Source organism: Lactobacillus sp. ESL0679 (assembly GCF_029433515.1).
Lineage (GTDB): Bacteria > Bacillota > Bacilli > Lactobacillales > Lactobacillaceae > Lactobacillus.
On the sequence record NZ_JAQTIG010000003.1, the window covers coordinates 219,162 to 241,201 of the forward strand.

The following is a 22,040-nucleotide window of genomic DNA, read 5'->3' on the forward strand; positions in this document are numbered from 1 at the left end:
TCAATGATGAGGTGATCAAATGAGTAAGCAAAAAAGGAATATTAGACCTTGGGTAGTCATGTGCTGTATCGGATTGATTTCGGCAGCTTGCCTAGGATCAAGTATGGTATTGATGGGGTCATTTTTAGCGCCGTTAAGTCAAGCACTACATACACCAATCTCAACATTGTCATATTATTACACAGTTTTAGTATTGGCGATGGCTGTGATGACACCAAACGTACCGAAAATTTTGGCAAAAGTTAATAATAAATTATTATTTGCAGTTGCTAGTTTGGCAGTTGCCGTTAGTTTATTTTTAATGCCACACTTTACAGCAGTTTGGATGTTCTTTGTAATTGCCATTATTATCGGTGTTGCAATTTCATTTATGTCATTCACACCAGTTGGAATCTTAATTGATAACTGGTTTAGTGACCAAGCGGGATTTGCCATCGGCTTGTGCTGGGCAATCACGTCTGTCTTTCAAGGGATTATGAGTCCTGTATTGTCAGTCTTAATTACTAAGTATGGCTGGCAACAGAGTATGACAATATTAGCAATTATCGTTGCAGTCTTGAGTATTCCATGTGCCTTATTTGGAATTAACTTTACGCCTGAACTAGAAGGACGCAAGCCATATGGCTATAAGAAAGATGCGACTGATGATACTGAAGAAGCTAGTGTAAAGCCAGTTTCTAATCACGAATTATTTAAATCTGTCACATTTTGGTTGTTGTTAGCAATCGTAATCTTGCTGCAATTCCCAGCTGTAATGAACCAAATGTTCCCAACTTATGCTGCTAGTGCAGGCTTTAGTGGCGAAGTTGGCGGCTTTATGGTTACGGCCGCAATGGTATTTGATATTTTTCTTAATCCATTGGTTGGATCGACTTGTGATAAGTATGGTGCTGAAAAAGCCAGTTTGTTCTGGTTAGCAATTTCTGTTGTTTCGTATATCTTACTGATTCTTGCAACTAACATGCACTCGGCTAACTTAGCAATTTTCAGTGCCGGAATTAATGATATTTTCTATGTCTACTTGGGAACAGGAATTACGACAATTGCAACGGCGGCATTGGGCAAACGTGCCTTTGCTAAAGGCTTTTCGTATGTTAACTCGATTGCCTTTCTGATTGGGGCTTTTGCAATGCCACTTAACAATTTAATTGCCGAAAAATTTGGTGGTTTTAACGCTGTTTATGTGTTCTTTGCTGTAATTGCAATCCTTATTATGGTCTTGGTTGCCGTAATTGCGAAAAAGCATTTTGAAACAGAAAGTTAGTTAAGGAGATAAAAAATGAAGAAAAATGAATATGAAATTATTGTTGTTGGCGCCAGCAATGCTGGTGGGATGGCTGCCGCAGCTGCTGCAGAAAAAGGCGGTGACGTTTTAGTAATTGATAAGGCGGGCAGTGCTGGCTACTTATATAGAGAAACGATTGCTGCAATCCACAGTAAGGCGCAGAAAAAGGCTGGCGTAGAAATTGACCGTAATGAATTAGTCAATTTTATTTCAACCTTTAACCAAGGCAATGTTGACCAGCGTTTATTAAATGTTTGGGCTGACAATAGTTCAGAAATGGTTGATTGGCTTGATGATGAAGTCTTGCAGCCTCATGGTGCCTATATCAAGGCAACACCTGACGCTCATTTTGAAACAGACCGTAATCGTGCTTTTCCAACAGGAAATGAAGCCACTGCTCCTGATGGTAAGTATTGGCAAATGGGCTATGGTAACTGGGTAATTGAAAAAGCTGAAAAATTGGGCGCCGAATTTTCCTGGTGGACAATGCTTGAAAGCTTAGTTGTCGAAGATGGTCGCGTAGTGGGCGTTGTTGTTAAAGATGTGAAGACTAAGAAGACAACAACTGTTAGAGCAACCAAAGGTGTAATTTTGTGTACTGGTGGGTATGGTTCTAATGAAGTCTTGATGCAGAAGTGGAATCCACTTGGCTTAAAGACCAATGTTTATACTGATGGTCAACGAGATGATGGCTCTGGTATTGTTGCCGCTATGGAAATCGGCGCTGCTAAAGATGAAGAACCAGCTTCGATTGTCTTCAACCGTGGTGCTGTTCTCGTTGGTACTAAGACAGAAAACTTCTACGAAGTTGACTTAACTCCTCCAGATGATCCTGGATATTTGTGGCTTGGTTCCTATCCGATGTTGAAAGTTAACTTGAATGGTGAACGCTTCTTTAATGAAAGTGCCCCATACCAGTTTCAAATGAGTGCTGCTTCTAAGCAACCTGGTTATCTTAGTGCCATGATTTGGACTGAGGAAACTATGACTGATGAAGCATTAAGACAATATCATACTTTAGGTTGCTCACGCTTGGGCTTCCCTGGAATTTTCACAGGGGATGAAGCACGTAAAGAAGTTAATGACCGCTTGAACGAAGGCTTAGTACAAAAGGCTGATACGATTGAAGAATTAGCCGAAAAATTGGGTCTACCAGTTGCTAATTTAACTAAGACAGTTGCACGCTATAATGAAATGGTAGCTCAAGGTCGCGATGATGACTTTGGCAAGGAAAGTTCACGTTTAGAGCCAGTTAATAAGGCACCATATTACGGGGCGATTTTGGGTGGCCGGCTATTGGCAACTCTCGATGGTTTGCGCATTAATACTAAGATGCAAGTTATTAGCAAGCAAGACAAGGTGATTCCTGGTCTTTACGCTGCTGGTAATTGTTCCGGTGGCTTCTTCTGGGGTGTCTATCCTGATCACATTCCTGGTCTGACAGTTAGTCACGCATTAACTTTTGGTCGTTTAGCTGGAAAGTATGCTGCAGAATAACAATTTAAATTAAAAAGGTCTGTTCCGTAACTGGAGCAGACCTTTTTGTGATCGAAAAATTATTTAGTGAAGGCAAAATATGGACCTAATTCTAGGCACTTAATGATAATATCGGCAATTTCATCAATAGAAGAAGTAGGACTTTTGAAAAACCACCACCTGATGATTTGTAAAGCCGCTGTCGCAAATAAATTAGCCTGTAATTCATCATACTTAGTACATTCTTGTTTTGTCGAAAAAATATACTGCTTAAATTTTTTAGCAAAAGCTATTTCCATCATTGTAAAAACATTTAGTTCAAGATTTTTAGACCAAAGAGTCATTAACCAATCTCGGTGCTGCCACACTGGTAATAATGCAGCCGGTAATTTCTTTTTGTAGTTTTCAATGCTGTTAGTCTCGTCAAGATTAAGAAACGAAATGTCAATGTACTTAGAAAATGCTTTAAGTGTTTCGCGCACCATTGTATCGCGCAGGTCATATTTATCATGATAATATTTGTAAAACGTTGATTTATTAATCATCATTGCGTCTGTTAGATCGCGAATAGTAATTTTAGAAAAGGGCTTATTGCTAACACATTGAGCAAAGCCCTCTTGAATAACTAATTTAGTTTTTTTAACTCGTAAATCTTCTTTTTTCATAATAGTGACCTAAACTAAAAACTTGTTTTACCAGTAAATAAATATACCACAATTTTAATAGTCAAAGTTGCATAACCCGACAAATATATGCAGGTTGTTGCTTAACCTACCATTTGGACTTAATCTAGTGATTTTTTCAAAAGCCTGAACATGATAAATTGGTTGAGGAAAGAGGGAAAACAACGTATGGATTATCAAAAAGTGGCTCAAGAAGTTTTGCGTTTAATGGGTAATGCAGAAAACATTACCCAGATAACACATTGTTCAACGAGATTGCGGATAAATGTTAAAGATATTAATCAAGTAAATCTTGAAAATCTTAAAAAGGTTGATGGTGTAACTGAAGTCATTAACCAAGCTGGACAAGTACAAGTAGTTATTGGAACAGAAGTACCTAAAGTATATGATGAGTTCATGAAATTGCTGCCGACTAATGAAGATCAGGCTCAAATTCAAAATAAAAAGCAAGAGAAAAAGGAAGGACTTATTTCCCGATTCATGGACTTTCTTGCCGGTAGTTTTACACCGATTTTGCCCGTTATTATTGGAGCTGGGTTATTAAAGGGGTTCATTGCAATTTTTGTGACTGTTCATGTTATTGCAACCAATAGTTTAAATTATCAAATTTTATCCTTTATAGCTGATGCCTGTTTTCAATTTTTGCCTGTATTATTGGCTTATACTTCAGCGAAGAAATTAAATGCTAATCCATTTATTGCGGTAACCTTGGCTGGCGTATTGTTACACCCAACGTTTGCTGCAATGGTTGCTAGTGGCCATTCAATTTCATTATTTGGCTTGCCAATTCGAGCTGTTAATTATGGCTCAAGCGTTGTGCCAATTATTTTAATAGTTTATGTCCAATCAAAAATAGAAAAATTATTAAACAGTAATTTACCGGACACCGTGGCAATGTTTGTCACACCAACACTTTCTATTTTAGTGAATGCTGTGTTGGGACTAGTTGTCTTAGGTCCAATTGGCAGTTATATTGGTGATTATCTTGGAATTGCAATTGCATTTTTAAACCACAATGTGCCTTGGTTAGCACCGACAATTCTAGGTGGCTTTTCACCAATCATTGTCATGATGGGGATGCACTATACGTTGTTCCCAATTGCCTTACAATCAATTACCAAGTTTGGTTATGATTCTTTCTTCACGCCAGCTGGGTTAAGTGCTAATATTTCGCAAGCTGGTGCTGGTTTTGCTGTAGCGGTGAAATGCAAGAACAAAAAGACAAAGTCGACTGCAGTTTCAGCGGCATCGACTGCTTTACTAGGAATTAGCGAGCCTGTGTTATATGGTGTTAATTTGAAAAATAAGAAGGCGCTCTGTTCAGCAATAATCGGTGGTGCCGTTGGTGGACTATATGCCGGATTAACTTTTGTTACATCAACAGCAATGGCGAGTCCCGGTATTTTAGCAATTGCACTTTTTGCTAAAACACCAATGAATTTATTAAATGCCATAATTGAAATGCTAATTGCCTTTGGCGTATCATTTGGATTAGGAATGCTACTGATTAACAAAGACGATATTGCAGCAATGGAAGCAAAAAATTAATTTTTAAGAATTGAGGTAGTAAAAATGAAAGAAAATCGTGTATGTGCAGCTTTAGGGATTGAAAAACCCGTTATTCAAGGGGCAATGGCCTTTGTTTCCACGGCAGATTTGGCTGCGGCAGTTTCTAACGCTGGTGGACTCGGTGTTTTAGGCCTTGGTTATGCACCAGAACCCATGATTCGTCAGGAAATTGCTAAAATTAAAACTTTAACTGACAAAAAGTATGCCCTGCAAGTTGATATGACTTCTCCGCGAATTAGTGAGCTTGATAAATATATTTCTGAATATGATATTCCAGTTGTCTATGGCTGCGGGATGCAAGATTGGCCACAAGAAATTGTGACCGAATATACAACAAAATGGCACCAAGAACATCGTAAAGTTATCTTCAAGGCATCGACTGTTGCTGATGCGGTAATCGCTGAAAAAGCTGGCGGCGATGTAATTGCAGTCAAGGGCTGGGAAGGCGGCGGCCACATTTCCTTTGAAAGCACGATGGTTTTGGCAGCTAAAGCCAAGTCAGTCATAACTGCTCCACTAGTAGTTAGCGGCGGGATTGCTAACGGCGACACAGCTGCAGCTGCGATAGCTTTAGGTGCTGATGGAATTGAAATGGGAACAGTCTTTTTGGCAACAGCTCAAGCGGCAATTCATCCTAATGCTAAAAAGGCGCTGCTTGCAGCAGGTGATATGTCAACGGTTGAAACCAACTATTCCATTGGGCCAACGCGTGAATTAAAGAACGAATTAACTAAGAGAACTGTTGCCCTTGAACAAGGAACGAGCTTTACTGAAGCTGCTAAAAAATTGAAGAATGCAGATTCAATTACCATTAATAAGGGGCTTGTTCATGGTGATACAGAAAACGGCGCCATTATGTGTGGTCAAGATGTCAGCTTAATTAACGAACAAAAAGCAGTGACGGAAATTATCGATGGTGTTCTTGCTGGTGCCCAAGAGAGAATTAAAGAAATGCAAAATTTTAGTTGGGAATAAATGTCCTAATTTGGTAGTGAATCAAGATTGATTCACTATTTTTGTTTCAATTTGGTAAAGATTTTAAAAAACACTATATTTATAGATTATAATTATTACATAAAATTTATTGTGAGGTGTTAATAATGAAAATCAATAAAAAAGTTATTTTATTGCTTGGTGCAGTTATGCTAGCTGGACCTGCTATGCTGGCAAGTCAGCCTGCTCAAGTTCAAGCTGCAACTGAGCAAACTAATTTGAAAATCAATCATTCACGTGTCTATAACAAGCATGGGCAAAAGCTATGGTCTTATCGCGGTAAAAGCTCTTTAATTACTAGCAAGTCAATCAAGGTTGCTAAGCAAGTAGTACCGACAACTGATCCAAGGTCTAAAAATTATTCTTTTCATGATGAGAACTGGGATTGGTATTACTTACCATATAAAATGATTAACGGAAAAACTTATTATAGTATTGGTCACGGTGGTTATATCAAGGCAGCCAATGTCACCAAGATCAATGGTCAAGCACTTTTGGCAAATCAAGCTTCAATTAAGTTGACTAAGAAGATGTTTGATGATCAAAAGGCCAATACGATTGAGGTATATGATGCAGATTTAGGTAAAAAAGTTGCTAAACATTTTACACCGGGTCAAAAGGTTGTCGTGGATGCTGTAACAGATGGTAGTGATATCGATTACCAAATTGACGAAGGCTATTCAATTATGTATCGCATTAAGGGTAGTAACCAATTCTTAGACGAAGATATTGACGATGATGCTGTTCTAACGGCAATTTACAGTAAAAAGGATTTACAATTATTGCCGTGCAGTAAGCATATGGCAATTTTGACAACCAAGAATACCAATTATTATACGTACAAAGGTGAAGTAGCTACTCAAAGTGTAATTCCGAATTCGAACTTGGTTATTGTTCCGGATAATACACCAAATTCAGTTGTTCAGGCAATTACTGCCAAGAAGGGCAGAATTGAATATGCAACTAAGGCATTTTATTTGCGTGAACCTAGTCAAACTGAACCTGAATTATTTTATCAAGTTGAGTCTACAGTAAGAGATGGTAGCTATGCACTTCTTAAAGCCGCTGATACTAAGTATATCTATGGTATTAAATTATCTCCACTTAATACTAAAGAAGATGCTCTGGCAAATAAACCACTAGCATCAACTGCTAAACGTGTGGAATTAAAGCAGTTATTGGATCAAGCTCCAGAAATTAGGGCTAGTGAAAAATACCGTTATGCTGGTTCAAATAGCAGTTCCTATGAGTATTACTTTAAAAAAGCTCAAATTGCCTATGATTCATTAATTAGTACTGATACAGATGTGCAAAAAGCTATTACCGATCTTCAACAAGCAACTACTGCACTTGATCGCGGTAAGCGGGTAAAAGTTAAGGATATTAATCATTTAACCGCTGAAGAAGCTAAAAAGATTCTGCCACTTGCTAACAGTGATGTTCAAGCTAAGTATCCTAAAGAAAAAAATCATTTTTATAATGTAGAGTTTAATAAAGATTATACTGAGTTAGACGTTTATTTGTCAGATCACACGGTTAATCCAGCCGTGACTACTAAGGTAGGCAAGCTGAATATTGCAGATTATGTAGAAGTAGAAAAATAAAACATTTTAAGACTGATTGTTTCAACGACAACCAGTCTTTTTTGCAGTAATTTTCACTCATTAAACTAGAACAAACTGTATATTTTTAAATCTTTATCGAATAAAATACGAACCTTATTTATAGTAAAATATAATATTTTTACAAAAACCGAATTTTTACTCAAAATTTTGTTGTAATTTTTCAAAGCTTGCTATACAATTAACAAGAATTATCAATTGACAATTTATTAAGAACAATATAATAAATTATTTGGAGGAAAATCTAAAATGAAATTCGGTAAAAAGCTTGCAACTGTTGCAGTAGCGGGCTTGGCTTTAATGGGGACTGCTGCTTGTTCAAAGAGCAATTCGTCAACTTCAACTAATAATAAAATTCCTAAAGTAACTAAGAAAACAACTGTTGTTTTCTGGCATGGAATGCAGGGTGCCCAAGAGAACACCTTAAAGAGTTTGACCAAGGAATTTGAAAAGAAAAATCCTAACATTACAGTTAAGTTAGAGGAGCAAGGTGCTTATAACGATTTACAGGCAAAGATCAATTCAACCTTGCAATCACCGAAGGACTTGCCAACAATTGCTCAAGCTTATCCTGACTGGTTAGAGAGTGCTGCTAAGAACAAGGCACTGGTTAACTTGACACCTTACATTAATAACAAGGATGTTGGTTGGGGCAGTCAACAAGAAAGTGGCATTAAGTCCGACTTGCTTGATGGTGCCAAAATTAACGGGACACAATATGGCATTCCGTTTAACAAATCAATTGAAATTTTGATTTACAATCCAGCAATGCTCAAGCAATACGGCGTTAAGAAAGTGCCAACTACAATGGCGGAACTTAAGAGTGCTGCCCAAACAATTTACCAAAAGAGTAAGCACAAGGTAGTTGGTGCCGGCTTTGATGCCTTGGACAATTACTATGTCTTGGGGATGAAGAATGCTGGTCAAAACTTCTCCAGTAAGATTGACTTTGCTGGCAATGAATCTAAGCAAGTCATCAACTACTTTGCTGATGGTGAAAAAGCTGGTTACTTCAGAATGCCGGGTTCAGATAAGTACCTGTACATTCCGTTTACCAATAAGAAGTTAGCCATGATGGTAACCTCATCATCAACAGAAACTTGGGTTAAGCAAGCTGCTAAGAAAGGCTTTACTTATGATGTTGCTGCTCGTCCAAGCAAGTACACGATGCAACAAGGAACTGACATTTACATGTTTAATCATGCAACTGCCATGCAAAAATCGGCTGCCTTCATGTACATGAAGTTTTTAGCTTCAGAATCTAGTCAAGCTAAGTGGGCTAAGGAAACTGGTTATATCCCAGTTAACGAAGCTGTAGCTAAGACCAAGAGTTACAAGGCTAACAAGGCATTGAAGCTGCCGGCTAAGTTAGAAGATGTTTTGACAACTAACACAATGTACAGTGTGCCAGTAATTAAAGATTCTGGTGCAACTTACAGTCAATTGCCAGCAATCATGCAATCAATCTTGGCTGCTGCCCAAAAGAAGCAGAATGTTAATAATGCAATTAAGACGGGCAAGACAAAATTTGATGCTGCATGGAAGCAATAATAAAATAGAAGATTTTATAAAAAAACAGACCTCTTGGTCTGTTTTTTATTTATTGTTTTTTGCTTGAATGGTAAGATAAATAAGGCATAAGAATTGGTTATTGTAGGTCAATTAATTTAACAAGCCAGGGGTGAGAACGGTGATTAGAGAGCAATCTTTTCCTGTGGAAACTGAATATAGATGGTATGACATCAGTAATTTGAGTGAGGAAGACAGCAATCGGCTGCAGGATGATTTTAGTTTCACCCCGGACATGATTTCTTATATTTCTGACCGGCACGAGCGACCGCACTACGATTACGATACTCATACACAAATTCACTTGCTGGTTTACGATGTGCCGATTTGGCCAACGAAGTCAATTAAGCACTTTACGTCACACCCGATTACTTTTTTAGTATCTGGTGAAAATATTTTTACGTTTCATACTGAGTCGACTAGTTATGTTTTTGACGAATTTAACGACCGACCGATGAGGCGTAAGTTGGCTCAAGCGCAAGATGTAACGGAACTATTAATGAAGTTCTTGCTGTTTTCGTCGCAATATTTCCAGCGGGCTGTTACGCAGTTGGATGTCGAACGCAATAGTCTGGACCAAAAACTGTCTGATGATATTGATAATCATGATTTGGTTGAATTATCAAACATTGAAAAGAGTTTGGTTTATCTTTCCAGCTCCATTCAAACAAATTTAATGATGCTTAAGAGTTTGAAAAAGTCCAAGTTGAGTTTTACTAAGTATGCTGGTGAGCGGCTGGATGATGTTCTAATTGAGTCTAACCAGGCTGCCGAGATGGTGAAGATTTCTCAGCAAGTAACGGCAACATTGTCAGCGACTTCCAATAATATGATGAACAACAACTTGAATGACACGATGAAGTTCTTAACGGTCTGGTCGCTAGTGTTGACAATCCCGACAATTTTAACTGGTTTTTACGGGATGAATGTTAGCTTGCCGGTGGGACATAAGCCATCAGACTGGATTACGATTACTGCTTTTGCCATTTTCTTAATGGTTTGGTTAATTGTGTTAATGAAGCGACATCATTTCTTCTAAATTGAGGCTAATTTATGAAAAACAAAATTTTGGTTGGTTCATTAGTTGCGACTCTTGTATCGTTTTTACTTTATTTAAATAATTTAAATCATGTTGAAAATACCAGTGTGCGCATTGTTAATTCGTGGCAAAGCAAGGTAGTTAAAAATAATAAAGCGACTAAAAAGAGCCGTGAACCCAGTGTTGATGAAGTCGAATACGCTGCCGATGTTAAAGTTGAGTCTGGCAGTGACAAGGACTGGGCCCAGCAAATTGAACAGGTGATGGGCAAGGACAAGAGCTATCAGGTTAGTGTGCAGGATCTAAACTCGCGTAAGTTTGCCCGTGTTAATAATACAATTAAGGCACATGGCATAACTGCTAGCAGTCGATTGTATTTACTTGCTGCAATTTACTATCAAGAGCAGCACGGCAAATTGACATCGCACACGGCAATCAAAATTAAGAAGGCTGATCGCGTCAAGGGTGAACAAATGTTAAAGCCTGGTTATGCTTATGGGATTGCTTACTTGAAGCAGGCGATGATGCATGGCAATAAGACTGCTGCTAATGCATTACTGCGCAAAGTTGGACCACGTAATGTTAACCGGATTATCGCAAAAATGGGTGCTACTAAGACTAATGTTGGCAAAAAGTTTACTGCTAATCCGGTAAGTACAACGACTGCGTCTGATTTAACTAGTGTGATGGTTGATTTATATCAGAATAAAACTCTCAGCAGGCAGTATGCCAATCTGGCTCTAACCGCGCTTAATTTGGCACAATCGAAGCCTAAATTAGTTCGCGGTCTTCATGGGCAAATTTATGCGGCTTCTGATAGTAAATCCGCAGTGGCAATTGTCCAAGATGGCGGGCATGCATATTGTATGAGTGTGTGGAGCAGTGATGATACCGTGTTTGCCCGTTTGGGCCGGACTATTAATCATTTTTTTAATAAGAGTAAATAAAAGGCTTATCTTGGTAAGGCTTTTTTATTTTATTTAAATTAATTTACAGCATGTAGATTGTAATCTTCATATTGTAGTGCTATATTATTCATCGTGCTAGTAGAGGAGGGGACAATGATTCAAAAAAGGAGCCTTGATTTAAGTAAGGTAATTGCCAAGGCAACAGAGATGATTGAGCAGAAGGGACTTTCAGCAACGACCTTGCCAAACTTGGCCAAGGAACTTGGTGTGCGGTCACAATCGCTCTACCATTATGTTTCTGGTCGCAAGCAGTTATTATCGCTTGTTGGTGCCAGTCGGATTAAGCTATTAAGTAAACGCTTAGTAGAGAATATTATTGGCTTGTCCGGTGTTGATGCGCTGCTTAAATTTGCGGATATTGTGCGAGATTTTATTTTGCATGATCCTGCGTTGCTCAGTATTTTGTACCATTTAAACGAATATCAACAAGATGACGCGATTAGCCAAGAAATTATCAATGTTATTTCTTTAGCTGAAAAATTAAATTTGCGCCATGATAGCAAGGTATCGCTTCATGCTCTGATTGGTGCAGTCCTCGGTTATGTTTTTTTAGATGTGTCATCATCGTTTACTGATGAAACTAATGAAGAAGCAGATCAGGGTTACCATAAGTTGCTGCTGCAATTAGTGCAGCCAAAACAAGTTTTACAAAATTAGAAAGGAAAAGTAGAGTGCAAAAACTACTGAAAAACCATGTTTTTTCATTGATTGCATGGGTTATAATTTTAATTGTTTCTGTGATTGCTTTGCCCAATATTACTGGGCTAACACGTGAGCACTCAAATATTTCTCTCCCACAAACTGTCCAAAGTGAAGTGGCGCAAACAATTCAGAATGATTGGGGCCCTAAGCAAAAGGATACTTATCAAATTGCGGTTGTATTTAATAAGGACAAGGGCAAGATAACGGATGATGATAAGGTAGCAATTAACCAAACAATTGACTATCTGAAAAATCATCAGGACAAATATGGCATTAAGCAAGTCTTAGGACCTGAGGATAATATTGCTACCAAGAAGAAGTTGGAAGCAAAAGACGGTACGACTTGGATTATGCAAATTAACGTTGCCAAGAAGCACGCGCCAATTAACGATGTGGAAACGCAGTTAACTAATGCGGTTAAGACTGCTGGGGTGAAAACCTACGTGACGGGCGCAGATGTCTTGCAAAATGCCTTCACTAATTCCATTCAAGAGGGGATTAAGAAGACAGAATTAATTACTGTTATCTTCATATTTATTGTTTTGGTGATTGTCTTTAAGTCGCCGATTGTCCCGCTGATTTCATTATTAACGGTTGGCGTATCCTTTATTACGGCGTTCTCAATCGTCACCAACTTGGTGGCACATAACAATTTCCCATTTTCCAACTTTACGCAAGTCTTTATGATTATTGTTCTGTTTGGGATTGGAACCGACTATAACATCCTGCTTTACGATAAGTTTAAGGAAGACCTCGGCATGGGGATGGATCGCTATCAGGCGATGAAGAATGCTTTGAAGGTTGCCGGCAAAACGATTTTGTATTCAGGATCTTCGATTTTAATTGGCTTTACTGCTCTGAGTTTGGCTAAGTTTTCGATTTATCAATCGGCTGTTGGTGTCGCTGTCGGTGTTGCCGTTTTGCTGGTTGTCTTGTTAACACTAAACCCATTCTTTATGGCTGTTTTAGGTGAAAAAATGTTCTGGCCGGTTAAGAAATTTACCGGTGAACACGAAGATAAATTATGGCATGGTATTTCTAAGGGCACACTGGCCCATCCAATTGTTTACTTGGCAATTTTGGCGGTTGTAGTAATACCGTTTGCTCTGTTATATTCAGGTCACTTGAATTATGATGATACTGATGAAATTGCCAACGATGTTCCGGCTAAAGCTGGGTTGCAAGTAGTTGAAAAGCACTTTTCTAAGGGGATGGCTGAGCCGACTACACTTTACATTAAGAGTAATCACCGTCTTGATAATGAGGCAGACTTGAAGCTGATTGACCAATTAACAAGACAATTGCAGGCTTCCAAGGATGTTTCGTTTGTCACCTCAGTTACTCAACCTTATGGTGAAAGTATTCAGCAATTGTACGTTAATAATCAGTTGAATACAGTTAATGATGGGGTTGATCAAGCACGCAGTGGCTTAAACAAGTTAAGCAAGGCCAGCAAGAAGGTGACACTGGGTGCTAACCAGTTAGCTAACGGTACCGATCAATTGCAAAGTGGTGCTAGCACCTTACAAGGCGGTTCTAGCAAGTTGCAAAGCGGTAGTCAGCAATTAGCATCTGGGTTAAACCAGTTGAATTCGCAATTATCGTCTAGTTCGCAGTCGCTAGCTGGAGCGCAGCAGAGTATTAAGACAAACCTTGAACAGGGGTACAAAGAAAACTTGACTCGTAATGTGGCCAAAATTCCTGGCTTGACGCAAAGTCAGCGGTTAGCAGTAATGCAAGCTGCTGGTGCAGCGCTATCGAAGTCATGGGCTAGTACCGCAGCAAGCATGCCAGACACTAGTGGCCAAATGGGTCAATTACAATCAGGCATTGGTAGTTTGGCTTCTGCTTCTAACCAATTAAGTTCAGGTGCTGCAAGTCTTAACAGCGGAATTGGCCAACTAAATTCAAGTACGGGCCAACTTAGCTCAGGTGCCGGCAAGTTGGCAACCAGCACGCCGAAGATTACTTCGGGTGTTGATTCTGTTAATAGTGGTCTAGGTCAAGGAGCTTCATACCTAACTGGCTTAGCTAGCTCATCTGCAGCTGATACTTTCTACATTCCAACTGAATTTATCAAGTCAGATATGTTCCAAGATTCTGTTAAGGTCTACTTAAGCCCAAATAAGAAGTCCGCGATGTTAATGATGGTCTTTAACTCTAATCCAAGTAGTACCAAGGCAACTAGTGAAGTTGGCGAACTCAGCCAAATGGCTAAAAAATCATTGCAAGGGACTCGCTTAGAGAAGGCAACCGTTGCAATGGGCGGCGAAAGTGCCAAAATTGCGGACATTAAGCAGGTGGCTAACGGTGACTTTATTAGAACCGCTGCGATCATGCTTGTGGGGATTGGTATTGCGCTAATTTTTGTTACCCGATCATTATTGCAACCACTGTATATTCTCGGGACGCTGCTGATTGCTTACTTCTGCTCACTATCAATTAGTGAGTGGCTTGTTAAGGTTTTGCTTGGCAATACCATGCTTACGTGGAATACGCCGTTCTTTAGCTTCATTATGTTGATTGCCCTAGGTGTTGACTACAGTATCTTCTTAATGACGCGCTATCGAGCAATTGAGGGCGGTAAGCCGAGTGAGCGCATTTTGAAGGCTTGTGGAATTATTGGGACCGTTGTTATTTCGGCAGCCATTATTCTTGGTGGTACGTTTGCGGCATTGATTCCATCTGGGATTCCAACTTTGATCGAAGTAGCACTGGCCGTGATTATTGGCCTAATTATTCTGGTCTTTATCATGCCGATTACTTTATCAGCAGCGGTTAAGCTGACTTATGAAGGTTTACATTGGAATCGTAAGAATAAACGAATTAAAAATAGTTAATTAATTTAGGATTGAATAACTCAACTTTGAGCTGTTCAATCTTTTTTTATTGCGAAAAATAATGATTTTGGTTGTAAACTAATAATTTTGTTTTATCATTAACTTAAAAGTAACTATGAAATTAAGGAGTGTAGTTTATGACTACTTGTCCAAATTGCGGCAAAGCAATCACTGATGACGACCAGCTGTGTCCAAATTGTCACTTTAATTTGCAAAAATATCGGCAGACGTTTTTTACAGATAGGCATGAAGAGGTAAATTATGAAGACCAAAAGATGGGCAAAAAAATTGCCAGTCGCGAAGCTTACCGGCAGGAATTTTATCCTGATAAGCAAAATTCAACGATTAAAAAGATGCTAGAATGGATTCGAGCTAACAGTATGATTGTGTTTTTAGTAGGGATTATGTTACTGATTATCATGAGTTTTTCGCGTGGGTTAGGCTGGATTTGCTTTTTCTTGCTGTTCTTCTGGTTGTATGTTGTTTGCCTGCGGCGAAGCAAGATTGAACGCTATACTGTTGACCGGCGCTTAACAGAGAAGGTTAATCAGCTCGGTTCAAATATGTTTAATAGGGTTGAGGACCATAGCCAAAAAGTCTGGTCGCGGTCAAAAACTGCGCCGGATGGCACAGATGAAGTTGAAGAAGAAACAGTTACCGTCAAGAAGCACTTTAATTATATTCAGCTGTCAGTAGTGATGACGGCGCTAATTAGTTTAATAGTTTTGTTTACCGGCTCTGGAGCGTCTGTTTCCGATATTACTTATACCGGTAAGATGTCGATTACGCGAGTTGCATTAAGCCTGGCAGGACAACTGTTTGGCTCTAGCTCAACGCTTTTACAAGGGGTCTTGATGTGTGTGATTTGGCTACTATTAGTGATTTTTCCCATCATAATTATGTACCAAGCCTTACAAAGCACGAAAAAGGGTAAGTGGCTTGCCTTTATTTTCTCTTTAGTGGAAACCACGTTTTTGATTTATCTTGTCTTTAGATTGTCAAGCACCACGCGCGCCAATACAGGCTTATTCCACGGTCTGACAAGTCAACTATTGATGTATGCCGTATCGGTCGGCGCCTCAACGTACTTTTTGATTTTGGCTAGTTTAATGACAACCGTGCTTGCTGGGGTTAGCTTATTTAGAAAACACCCTTAAAAAGAGCAATAAAAATGCTGAGCGTTAAACTCAGCATTTTTGTTTTAGTTAAATTTATTTGTGGGAAACATCGATTACAAGGTGTTCGTTGACAAAGGCCATCATCCCTAAGTCACTTAACTCGCGGCCGTATCCGGAATTCTTAACTCCACCAAATGGTAATTCACCTGAAGTAATCCAAGTGCCGTTAATTACGGTCATACCACTTTCAACTTGAGCAGCCAATTCTTGGGCATGGTCAACATTAGAACTGATGATTGATGAGCCAAGGCCGTAACTTGAGTCGTTGGCAAGAGCAATGGCTTCGTCTTCATCTTCAACCTTGTAGACCATTGCAACAGGACCAAACATTTCTTCGTCAAATGCTGGGTTCTTCTTGTCAATATCAGTCAAGATTACGGGACTAAAGAAAGCACCGTCAGACTTAATTTCTGGATATTGATAAAAGACTTTTGCACCAGCATCAACTGCGGCCTTAACTTGCTTAGTTAGCTTATCTCTTGAGCTGACTGAGTTCATTGGTGGCAAGGTCGTTGCGTCGTCCATTGGGTCGCCTGGTTTTAAGTTAGAAAAGACGTTCTTTAATTCGTGTAAAACTTCGTCGTAGCGAGATTTAACAACAATAATTCGCTTGGATGAGGTACATACTTGACCGCCATTATAAGTTCTAGCAGTGCACAATACTTGTTTCAAAAGTTCTGGGTCGGCGTCATCCAAAATGATGAACGGGTCATTGCCGCCAAGTTCCATTGTTGACTTTTTCAAATTCTTACCAGCATTAGCAGCAACTGAAGCACCACCACGTTCTGAACCAGTCAGGGCAACACCAGAAATCCGTGGATCAGCAATGATGTCGTCTAATTGGTCGTAAGTTGGGTAAAGATTGATAAAGCTGCCTTCAGGTGCGCCACCTTCTTTAACGATTTTGGCAGCTAAAGCAGCAGAACCAGGAACGTTGTGGGCATGTTTTAATAGCATTGGGTTACCAACGATAAAGTTTGGAGCAAAGACCCGGATAATTTGGTAAAGTGGGAAGTTCCACGGTTCGCAAGCCATAATTACACCAGTAGCTTGTTTCAAGTAGCAGGCACGGCCAAGCTGGGACTCAACTGGTTGCGGCTTTAACATATCTGGGCCTTTTTCAGCGTAATATTCACAAATCGAAATACAAATTTCAACTTCTTCTTTGGATTCGTGAATCATTTTACCCATTTCACGAGTCATCATTTCGGCCATTTCGTCTTCATGCTTGCGCAAGCTGTCAGCAACTTGATGCAAAATTATGGCACGACTTTCAGGACTTTCGTGTTGCCACTTCTTGTATAACGCATGGGCAAGATTAATTGCTTCGTCAATTTGAGTGGTTGTTGGGTTGTCGTATTCGGCAAACTTTTCATTGGTATATGGGTTGACTGATTGATATTTAGCCATATTGTTACCTCTTTTTTAAAATCATTCTAAAAACAAATAAATGTTTCAATACACATTATAAAGCGTTATCACGTTAATTTGAATTTTTTGAACCAAGTTTTACTAATAATTAATTTGCTTACAAAAAAACCGCGAAAAAGCAATACTTTCGCGGTTTTTCTATTGTAGTACTTACATCATTTGCGTTAAGTAGGCAAGTGAAGCATCAATGTAGTCATTGGCATAGGCCATTGCGTGCTTTTGACCTGGGAGAACAGTAAGTTCTGAGCCGCGGTCTTCTTTAGCCAATGTTTGGATAAAGTCCAAGACATATTTCAATGGGGACAATTCGTCGACTGAATTAATTAGCCATAAGTGTCCCAAGTTGGAGTAGTCGTAGGATTTTGCGTCCAGCTTTTCGAGAGTGGCTGCATCACTTGAACCGGCGTATGCTAAACCAAAGTATTTATAGAAGGATTCGTTAATTGCCTTAGGGTCGGTTAAGCCGAGTTCGCCGCGAGCATCGATTGAGGCCTTAGTGGCTTCGTGCTCTTTCATCCAAGCGGAGTAGTTGACTGGTGCTGACCAAGTAACTGTTGGGAAGCCGTACTTTCCAGCAATGTAGAGGGCCATGACGCCGCCGGAACTGGCACCGATTTGCGTAATGCCCTTGGTGTCTGAACCAGTGTAATCAGAGTCAAGCAGCCATTCAACGAACTTGACGGTATCATCGTGTGCAGCTGGGAAAGTGTTGGTTGGTGCCAAGCGGTAATTCGGGACAAATGCAGTGAAGCCTTTTTCTGTCATTTTAAGACATAAATCTTTAACGTCGCCTTTATCCCCGCGAATCCAGCCGCCACCGTGCCAAAAGATTAAAACTTTAGTCGCTTTTGAGGGCGTATCTGGCAAGTAAATGTCAGTTGCCAAGTGGTGTTCTTCATCATAAATGATATCGTTCTTAATTTTAGCCATATATTTAAACCTCCAATATAACTATATTTATTGTCTCTTCTATCTTAGAATAAAATTGTGCTTTTGGCTGAAAAAATTTGATTAATAAGTCAAATTTATTGTGGAATAGATTAACTGGCTGAACAGAAGTTAATTTTGCGCCGCTATGCGGTCTGTTCCCCACCAATTAGGAATTAGTTTGGCTAAAGTAATTGTTTGTCTTGACGCGTAATCTACCATAAATTCGGTATCTTTATTACTTGGGTCTAATTGCATGAGAAATTCGCGACAGGCGCCGCAAGGCATACCAGAACTGCCGCCAAATGGTGGTTTGTCGCGAAAAGCGATAATGCGCTTGATGTGAGTTTGCCCAGTTGTAACATACATATTCAGCGCGGCAACGCGTTCAGCACATAAGTTTAATACGCCAGAGCAGCTTTCGATACAAACGCCTACAAAAATTTGCCCATCTTCTGCTTCAAGAGCACAAACAACGCTGCGGGCATAAACGTATGGTGTAACTTCACCGGGATGGTATTCTTTTTTGGCTTGTTTATATAATTTGTCCCAGATATCCATTTTGACCTCCTTTTAATGGTAAAATTTTTAAGTTATTTTAATTATTATCCTCAATTAGCTAAAAAAGCAATCATGGATCGTGAAATTTTGGTAAAATTGACCTTAACATATGGAGGAAGATTATGCATTTGTCACCTAAAGCTAGTCGACGATTAATTAATATCTTAACCGTTGTTAGTGGGATTATTATTATCTTGCTGTGTATCTATTGGTATCGCCTAGGGATTTTTACTAGTCAGGCGAAGATGCGCGCATATTTAGCTAATAAAAAAATTATTGGCCCGGTTATTTTTGTTTTGATTCAAACTACACAGGTTGTTTTTCCAATTATTCCGGGTGGTGTGTCACTGCTCGGTGGGGTAGTATTTTTTGGCCCCTTGGCTGGTTTTATTTATAATTATGTCGGTGTTTGTATTGGTTCAATTATTGATTTCTTTTTGGCTCGTTATTATGGCCGGCCGTTTATCCTGCATATTGTTTCCGAAAAGACACTCGATAAATATATGAAGTGGACGAAAAATCAGCGAAAATTTAACTGGTTTTTTGCAATTTGTATTGTTGCGCCAATGGCGCCGGACGATGTTCTGTGCATGTTAGCGGGATTAACGGAGATGAAATTCTCAACTTACTTTTGGATAATTATTTTAGGAAAGCCATGGACAATAGCGGCGTACAGTTTTGCCCTAATGTTTGGGATGGATTGGCTGCTCAAACTTGTTGGCAGTAAGTAATGGCTAAGCGGGTTTATTTGCGTTCCTTTAGCTTGGCAGATGCACCGGTTATTTTAAGATGGGGCAAGGACGATTACTACTATCATTATGCTGGCTTTAGTCGCTATCAAAATTTGGCGCAGGCTGAACTTGCCGCTAAGCAATATGCTGCGCGAGATAATAGTTATGCGATTTGCTTGCAAGAAACGCAGCAGGTGATTGGCCTTGTTGAATTATATGAGCGCGGGACAAATGATCAGGAATTATTGCAAACTAAAGAAGTTGGTTTCTTATTAGATAAGTCGTTTTCGGGACACGGCTATATGACTGAGGCCTTACAACTAATTTTTGCTTATGCTTTTAATCAGCTTGACCAAACCGAAATTTGGGCGGGGACTTTTGCCCATAACTTGAAATCGCAAAAATTGCTGCAGCGTTTGGGCTTTAAGTACGTTTATTTTGTCGATTTAAGTAAAATTAGTCATCTTTTTTCCTATCAAGAAAAATACTATTTGCTTGATAGGAAAGAATGGCTTAAAATAAATGCAAACACGGAATCTTAAGACTATTTCAGAGAGTTCGCGGCTGGTGTGAGCGGATAAAAGTCGTTTCCAGATTCTTTAAATGTGGGTAATTAATAGTTACACGGGCTGCGGCGCCGTTATCGCCAAATAATGAAGTGCAGTTATTTTATCGCAATAACTGAAACTGGGTGGTACCGCGAAGCCATGTATGAGCCAATTCGTCCCAAGATGCAGGGATGAGTTGGCTCTTTTTTATGGAGGTAAACAATGCTAGATATTAAAGTGATTCGTGAGAATCTCGATTGGGCAAAGGAAAAGCTTGCTACGCGTGGGATTAAGCCGGAGCAATTAGATGAATTAATTAAGATTGATAAACAGCGCCGTGAAAGTTTAAATCAAAGTGAACAGCTAAAGGCTAAACGCAATGATGTGTCTAAAAAGATTGCGCAAGCTAAGCGTAATAAAGAAGATGCTTCAAGCGTAATCACTGAAATGCGCGAAGTTGGTAGTGAAATTAAGGACTTAGACAATAAGGTTAGTGAGTTAACTGACAAGCAAAATTATATTTTATTGCGATTGCCAAACTTCCCTGATGATTCTGACCCAATCGGTCCTGATGAAAGTTACAACCAAGAAGTGCGTAAGTGGAGTGAACCAACAAAATTAGATTTTAAGCCTAAAGCCCACTGGGATTTAGGAACTGACCTCGATATTTTAGATTGGGATCGCGGTGCTAAGGTTTCTGGTGCGCGTTTTGTCTACTATAAAGGCGCAGGTGCACTTTTGGAACGGGCCGTATTTAACTTCTTCTTAGATGAAAACACGAAGGCTGGCTATACGGAAATCATTCCACCATACTTGGTAAATGACGCTTCAATGCAAGGAACCGGACAATTCCCGAAGTTCCATGAAGATGTTTATACAATAGTAGATAACGATGATCCGGATAAGCCACGGGACCTAACTTTAATTCCGACTGCTGAAGTGCCACTAGTTAATTACTTCCGTGATGAAATTATTCATGAAGACAGATTGCCGATTAACGTAACTGCACTGTCACCAGCTTTTAGAAGTGAAGCAGGTTCTGCTGGACGTGATACCCGTGGTTTAATCAGAATGCACGAATTCAGAAAAGTTGAAATGGTCAAGGTATGTAAGCCTGAAGAATCATGGCATGAATTAGACAATTTGACAGCAAACGCTGAACACTTACTGCAGAAGTTGAACTTGCCATATCATGTTGTTGCATTATCAACTGGGGATGCCAGCTTTACTAGTGCCAAGACTTACGATTTGGAAGTTTGGATGCCAGCTCAAGACAAGTACCGTGAAATTTCTTCATGTTCTAATTGTACTGACTTCCAGGCACGTCGTGCGCAAATTCGTTACCGCGGTGAAGACGGTAAGCTGCATTTAGCTCATACTTTGAATGGTTCTGGCTTGGCTGTTGGTCGAACAGTTGCCGCTATTTTGGAAAACTACCAAAATGAAGATGGCACAGTAACAGTTCCAGAAGCATTAGTTCCATATATGAACGGAATGACAAAAATTACTAAAGAACAAAGCTTAATTTAAGCGTTAAAGAGGTCCAGTTGGACCTCTTTTTTAGTTATTTTGAAAAAAATAAAATTAATTTTAGACCGTTTTGCGACTAAAAATCGTTAAATTCCGAATATTTTTAACTAGTTGCTTTATTAAAATTAGAAAAATGTAGCAATTTTATATTAGCTTAAACTAATTAGACAGTAGATTTAAGTAAATAGCGAACAAAATGCTGAGCTTGACGAAAACGCGTAAAGAGGGTAAAGTATTACTTGTCCTTGAGAGCTAGTTAGCTTAATCAAGAGCAAAAAATAAAATTAAACATAGGTCTTGACAATAAGAGTTATGTTTAGTAAGATAATAAACGCTGCTGAGGAAAGCGAAACTTCTTCAGCAGGGGGCAGAAAAAAGTTCTTGACAA

Annotated in this window: 18 protein-coding genes; 14 read left to right on the plus strand and 4 right to left on the minus strand. The window is 39.3% G+C overall.

All coding sequences use genetic code 11. From position 1 onward, the window contains the following. Positions 1-19 precede the first annotated feature (19 nt). Positions 20-1,264: an MFS transporter gene (locus tag PT287_RS05690; protein ID WP_277133357.1), complete on the plus strand. Its 1,245-nt coding sequence runs from the start codon at positions 20-22 to the stop codon at positions 1,262-1,264. A gap of 15 nt (positions 1,265-1,279) precedes the next feature. Next, entirely contained in the window at positions 1,280-2,782 is a 1,503-nt protein-coding gene (locus PT287_RS05695; protein ID WP_277133358.1) for an FAD-binding protein, read from the plus strand. A 59-nt stretch (positions 2,783-2,841) separates the two neighbouring features. On the opposite strand, the gene PT287_RS05700 is transcribed toward PT287_RS05695, so the two are convergent. Continuing rightward, complete coding sequence (locus PT287_RS05700) at positions 2,842-3,426, minus strand: hypothetical protein (protein ID WP_277133359.1); 585 nt, start codon at positions 3,424-3,426, stop codon at positions 2,842-2,844. A gap of 186 nt (positions 3,427-3,612) precedes the next feature. Between PT287_RS05700 and PT287_RS05705 the strand changes: the two genes are divergently transcribed. The 9 genes from PT287_RS05705 to PT287_RS05745 all read left to right on the plus strand — a co-directional run bounded on the left by PT287_RS05705 (position 3,613) and on the right by PT287_RS05745 (position 15,903). Continuing rightward, on the plus strand, positions 3,613-4,992 hold the full coding sequence (locus PT287_RS05705; RefSeq protein WP_277133360.1) for a PTS transporter subunit EIIC: 1,380 nt from the start codon (positions 3,613-3,615) through the stop codon (positions 4,990-4,992). Between the two features lie 24 nt (positions 4,993-5,016). Further along, positions 5,017-5,988, plus strand: a complete 972-nt coding sequence (locus PT287_RS05710; protein ID WP_277133361.1) for a nitronate monooxygenase — start codon at positions 5,017-5,019, stop codon at positions 5,986-5,988. A 125-nt stretch (positions 5,989-6,113) separates the two neighbouring features. After that, positions 6,114-7,610 carry a hypothetical protein gene (locus PT287_RS05715; protein WP_277133362.1) on the plus strand — a complete coding sequence of 499 codons (1,497 nt, stop codon included), beginning with the start codon at positions 6,114-6,116 and terminating at the stop codon, positions 7,608-7,610. Positions 7,611-7,877: 267 nt separating this feature from the next. After that, a complete protein-coding gene (locus PT287_RS05720; RefSeq protein WP_277133363.1) occupies positions 7,878-9,179 on the plus strand; it encodes an extracellular solute-binding protein in 1,302 nt (433 codons plus the stop codon). Between the two features lie 139 nt (positions 9,180-9,318). Then, a complete protein-coding gene (locus tag PT287_RS05725) occupies positions 9,319-10,236 on the plus strand; it encodes a magnesium transporter CorA family protein (RefSeq protein WP_277133364.1) in 918 nt (305 codons plus the stop codon). 14 nt (positions 10,237-10,250) lie between these two features. Further along, complete coding sequence (locus PT287_RS05730) at positions 10,251-11,183, plus strand: serine hydrolase (RefSeq protein WP_277133365.1); 933 nt, start codon at positions 10,251-10,253, stop codon at positions 11,181-11,183. Between the two features lie 114 nt (positions 11,184-11,297). Next, positions 11,298-11,861, plus strand: coding sequence for a TetR/AcrR family transcriptional regulator (locus PT287_RS05735; protein WP_277133366.1), 564 nt, complete (start codon positions 11,298-11,300; stop codon positions 11,859-11,861). Positions 11,862-11,875: 14 nt separating this feature from the next. After that, positions 11,876-14,746, plus strand: coding sequence for an MMPL family transporter (locus PT287_RS05740; protein WP_277133367.1), 2,871 nt, complete (start codon positions 11,876-11,878; stop codon positions 14,744-14,746). 137 nt (positions 14,747-14,883) lie between these two features. Then, a complete protein-coding gene (locus tag PT287_RS05745; protein WP_277133368.1) occupies positions 14,884-15,903 on the plus strand; it encodes a zinc ribbon domain-containing protein in 1,020 nt (339 codons plus the stop codon). A 54-nt stretch (positions 15,904-15,957) separates the two neighbouring features. Here PT287_RS05745 and PT287_RS05750 read toward each other — a convergent pair whose 3' ends face one another. The 3 genes from PT287_RS05750 to PT287_RS05760 form a co-directional block, all read right to left on the minus strand. Next, complete coding sequence (locus PT287_RS05750; protein ID WP_277133369.1) at positions 15,958-17,334, minus strand: NAD-dependent succinate-semialdehyde dehydrogenase; 1,377 nt, start codon at positions 17,332-17,334, stop codon at positions 15,958-15,960. Between the two features lie 171 nt (positions 17,335-17,505). Continuing rightward, positions 17,506-18,285: an alpha/beta hydrolase gene (locus tag PT287_RS05755; protein WP_277133370.1), complete on the minus strand. Its 780-nt coding sequence runs from the start codon at positions 18,283-18,285 to the stop codon at positions 17,506-17,508. A gap of 129 nt (positions 18,286-18,414) precedes the next feature. Further along, a complete protein-coding gene (locus tag PT287_RS05760; RefSeq protein WP_277133371.1) occupies positions 18,415-18,843 on the minus strand; it encodes a cytidine deaminase in 429 nt (142 codons plus the stop codon). 122 nt (positions 18,844-18,965) lie between these two features. Between PT287_RS05760 and PT287_RS05765 the strand changes: the two genes are divergently transcribed. The 3 genes from PT287_RS05765 (at position 18,966) to serS (ending at position 21,652) form a co-directional block, all read left to right on the plus strand. Continuing rightward, positions 18,966-19,574, plus strand: coding sequence for a TVP38/TMEM64 family protein (locus PT287_RS05765; protein ID WP_277133372.1), 609 nt, complete (start codon positions 18,966-18,968; stop codon positions 19,572-19,574). Next, positions 19,574-20,116: a GNAT family N-acetyltransferase gene (locus PT287_RS05770; RefSeq protein WP_277133373.1), complete on the plus strand. Its 543-nt coding sequence runs from the start codon at positions 19,574-19,576 to the stop codon at positions 20,114-20,116. The genes PT287_RS05765 and PT287_RS05770 overlap by 1 nt, the downstream gene beginning before the upstream one ends. A 228-nt stretch (positions 20,117-20,344) precedes the next feature. Next, on the plus strand, positions 20,345-21,652 hold the full coding sequence (serS, locus tag PT287_RS05775; RefSeq protein WP_277133374.1) for a serine--tRNA ligase: 1,308 nt from the start codon (positions 20,345-20,347) through the stop codon (positions 21,650-21,652). Positions 21,653-22,040 lie beyond the last annotated feature (388 nt).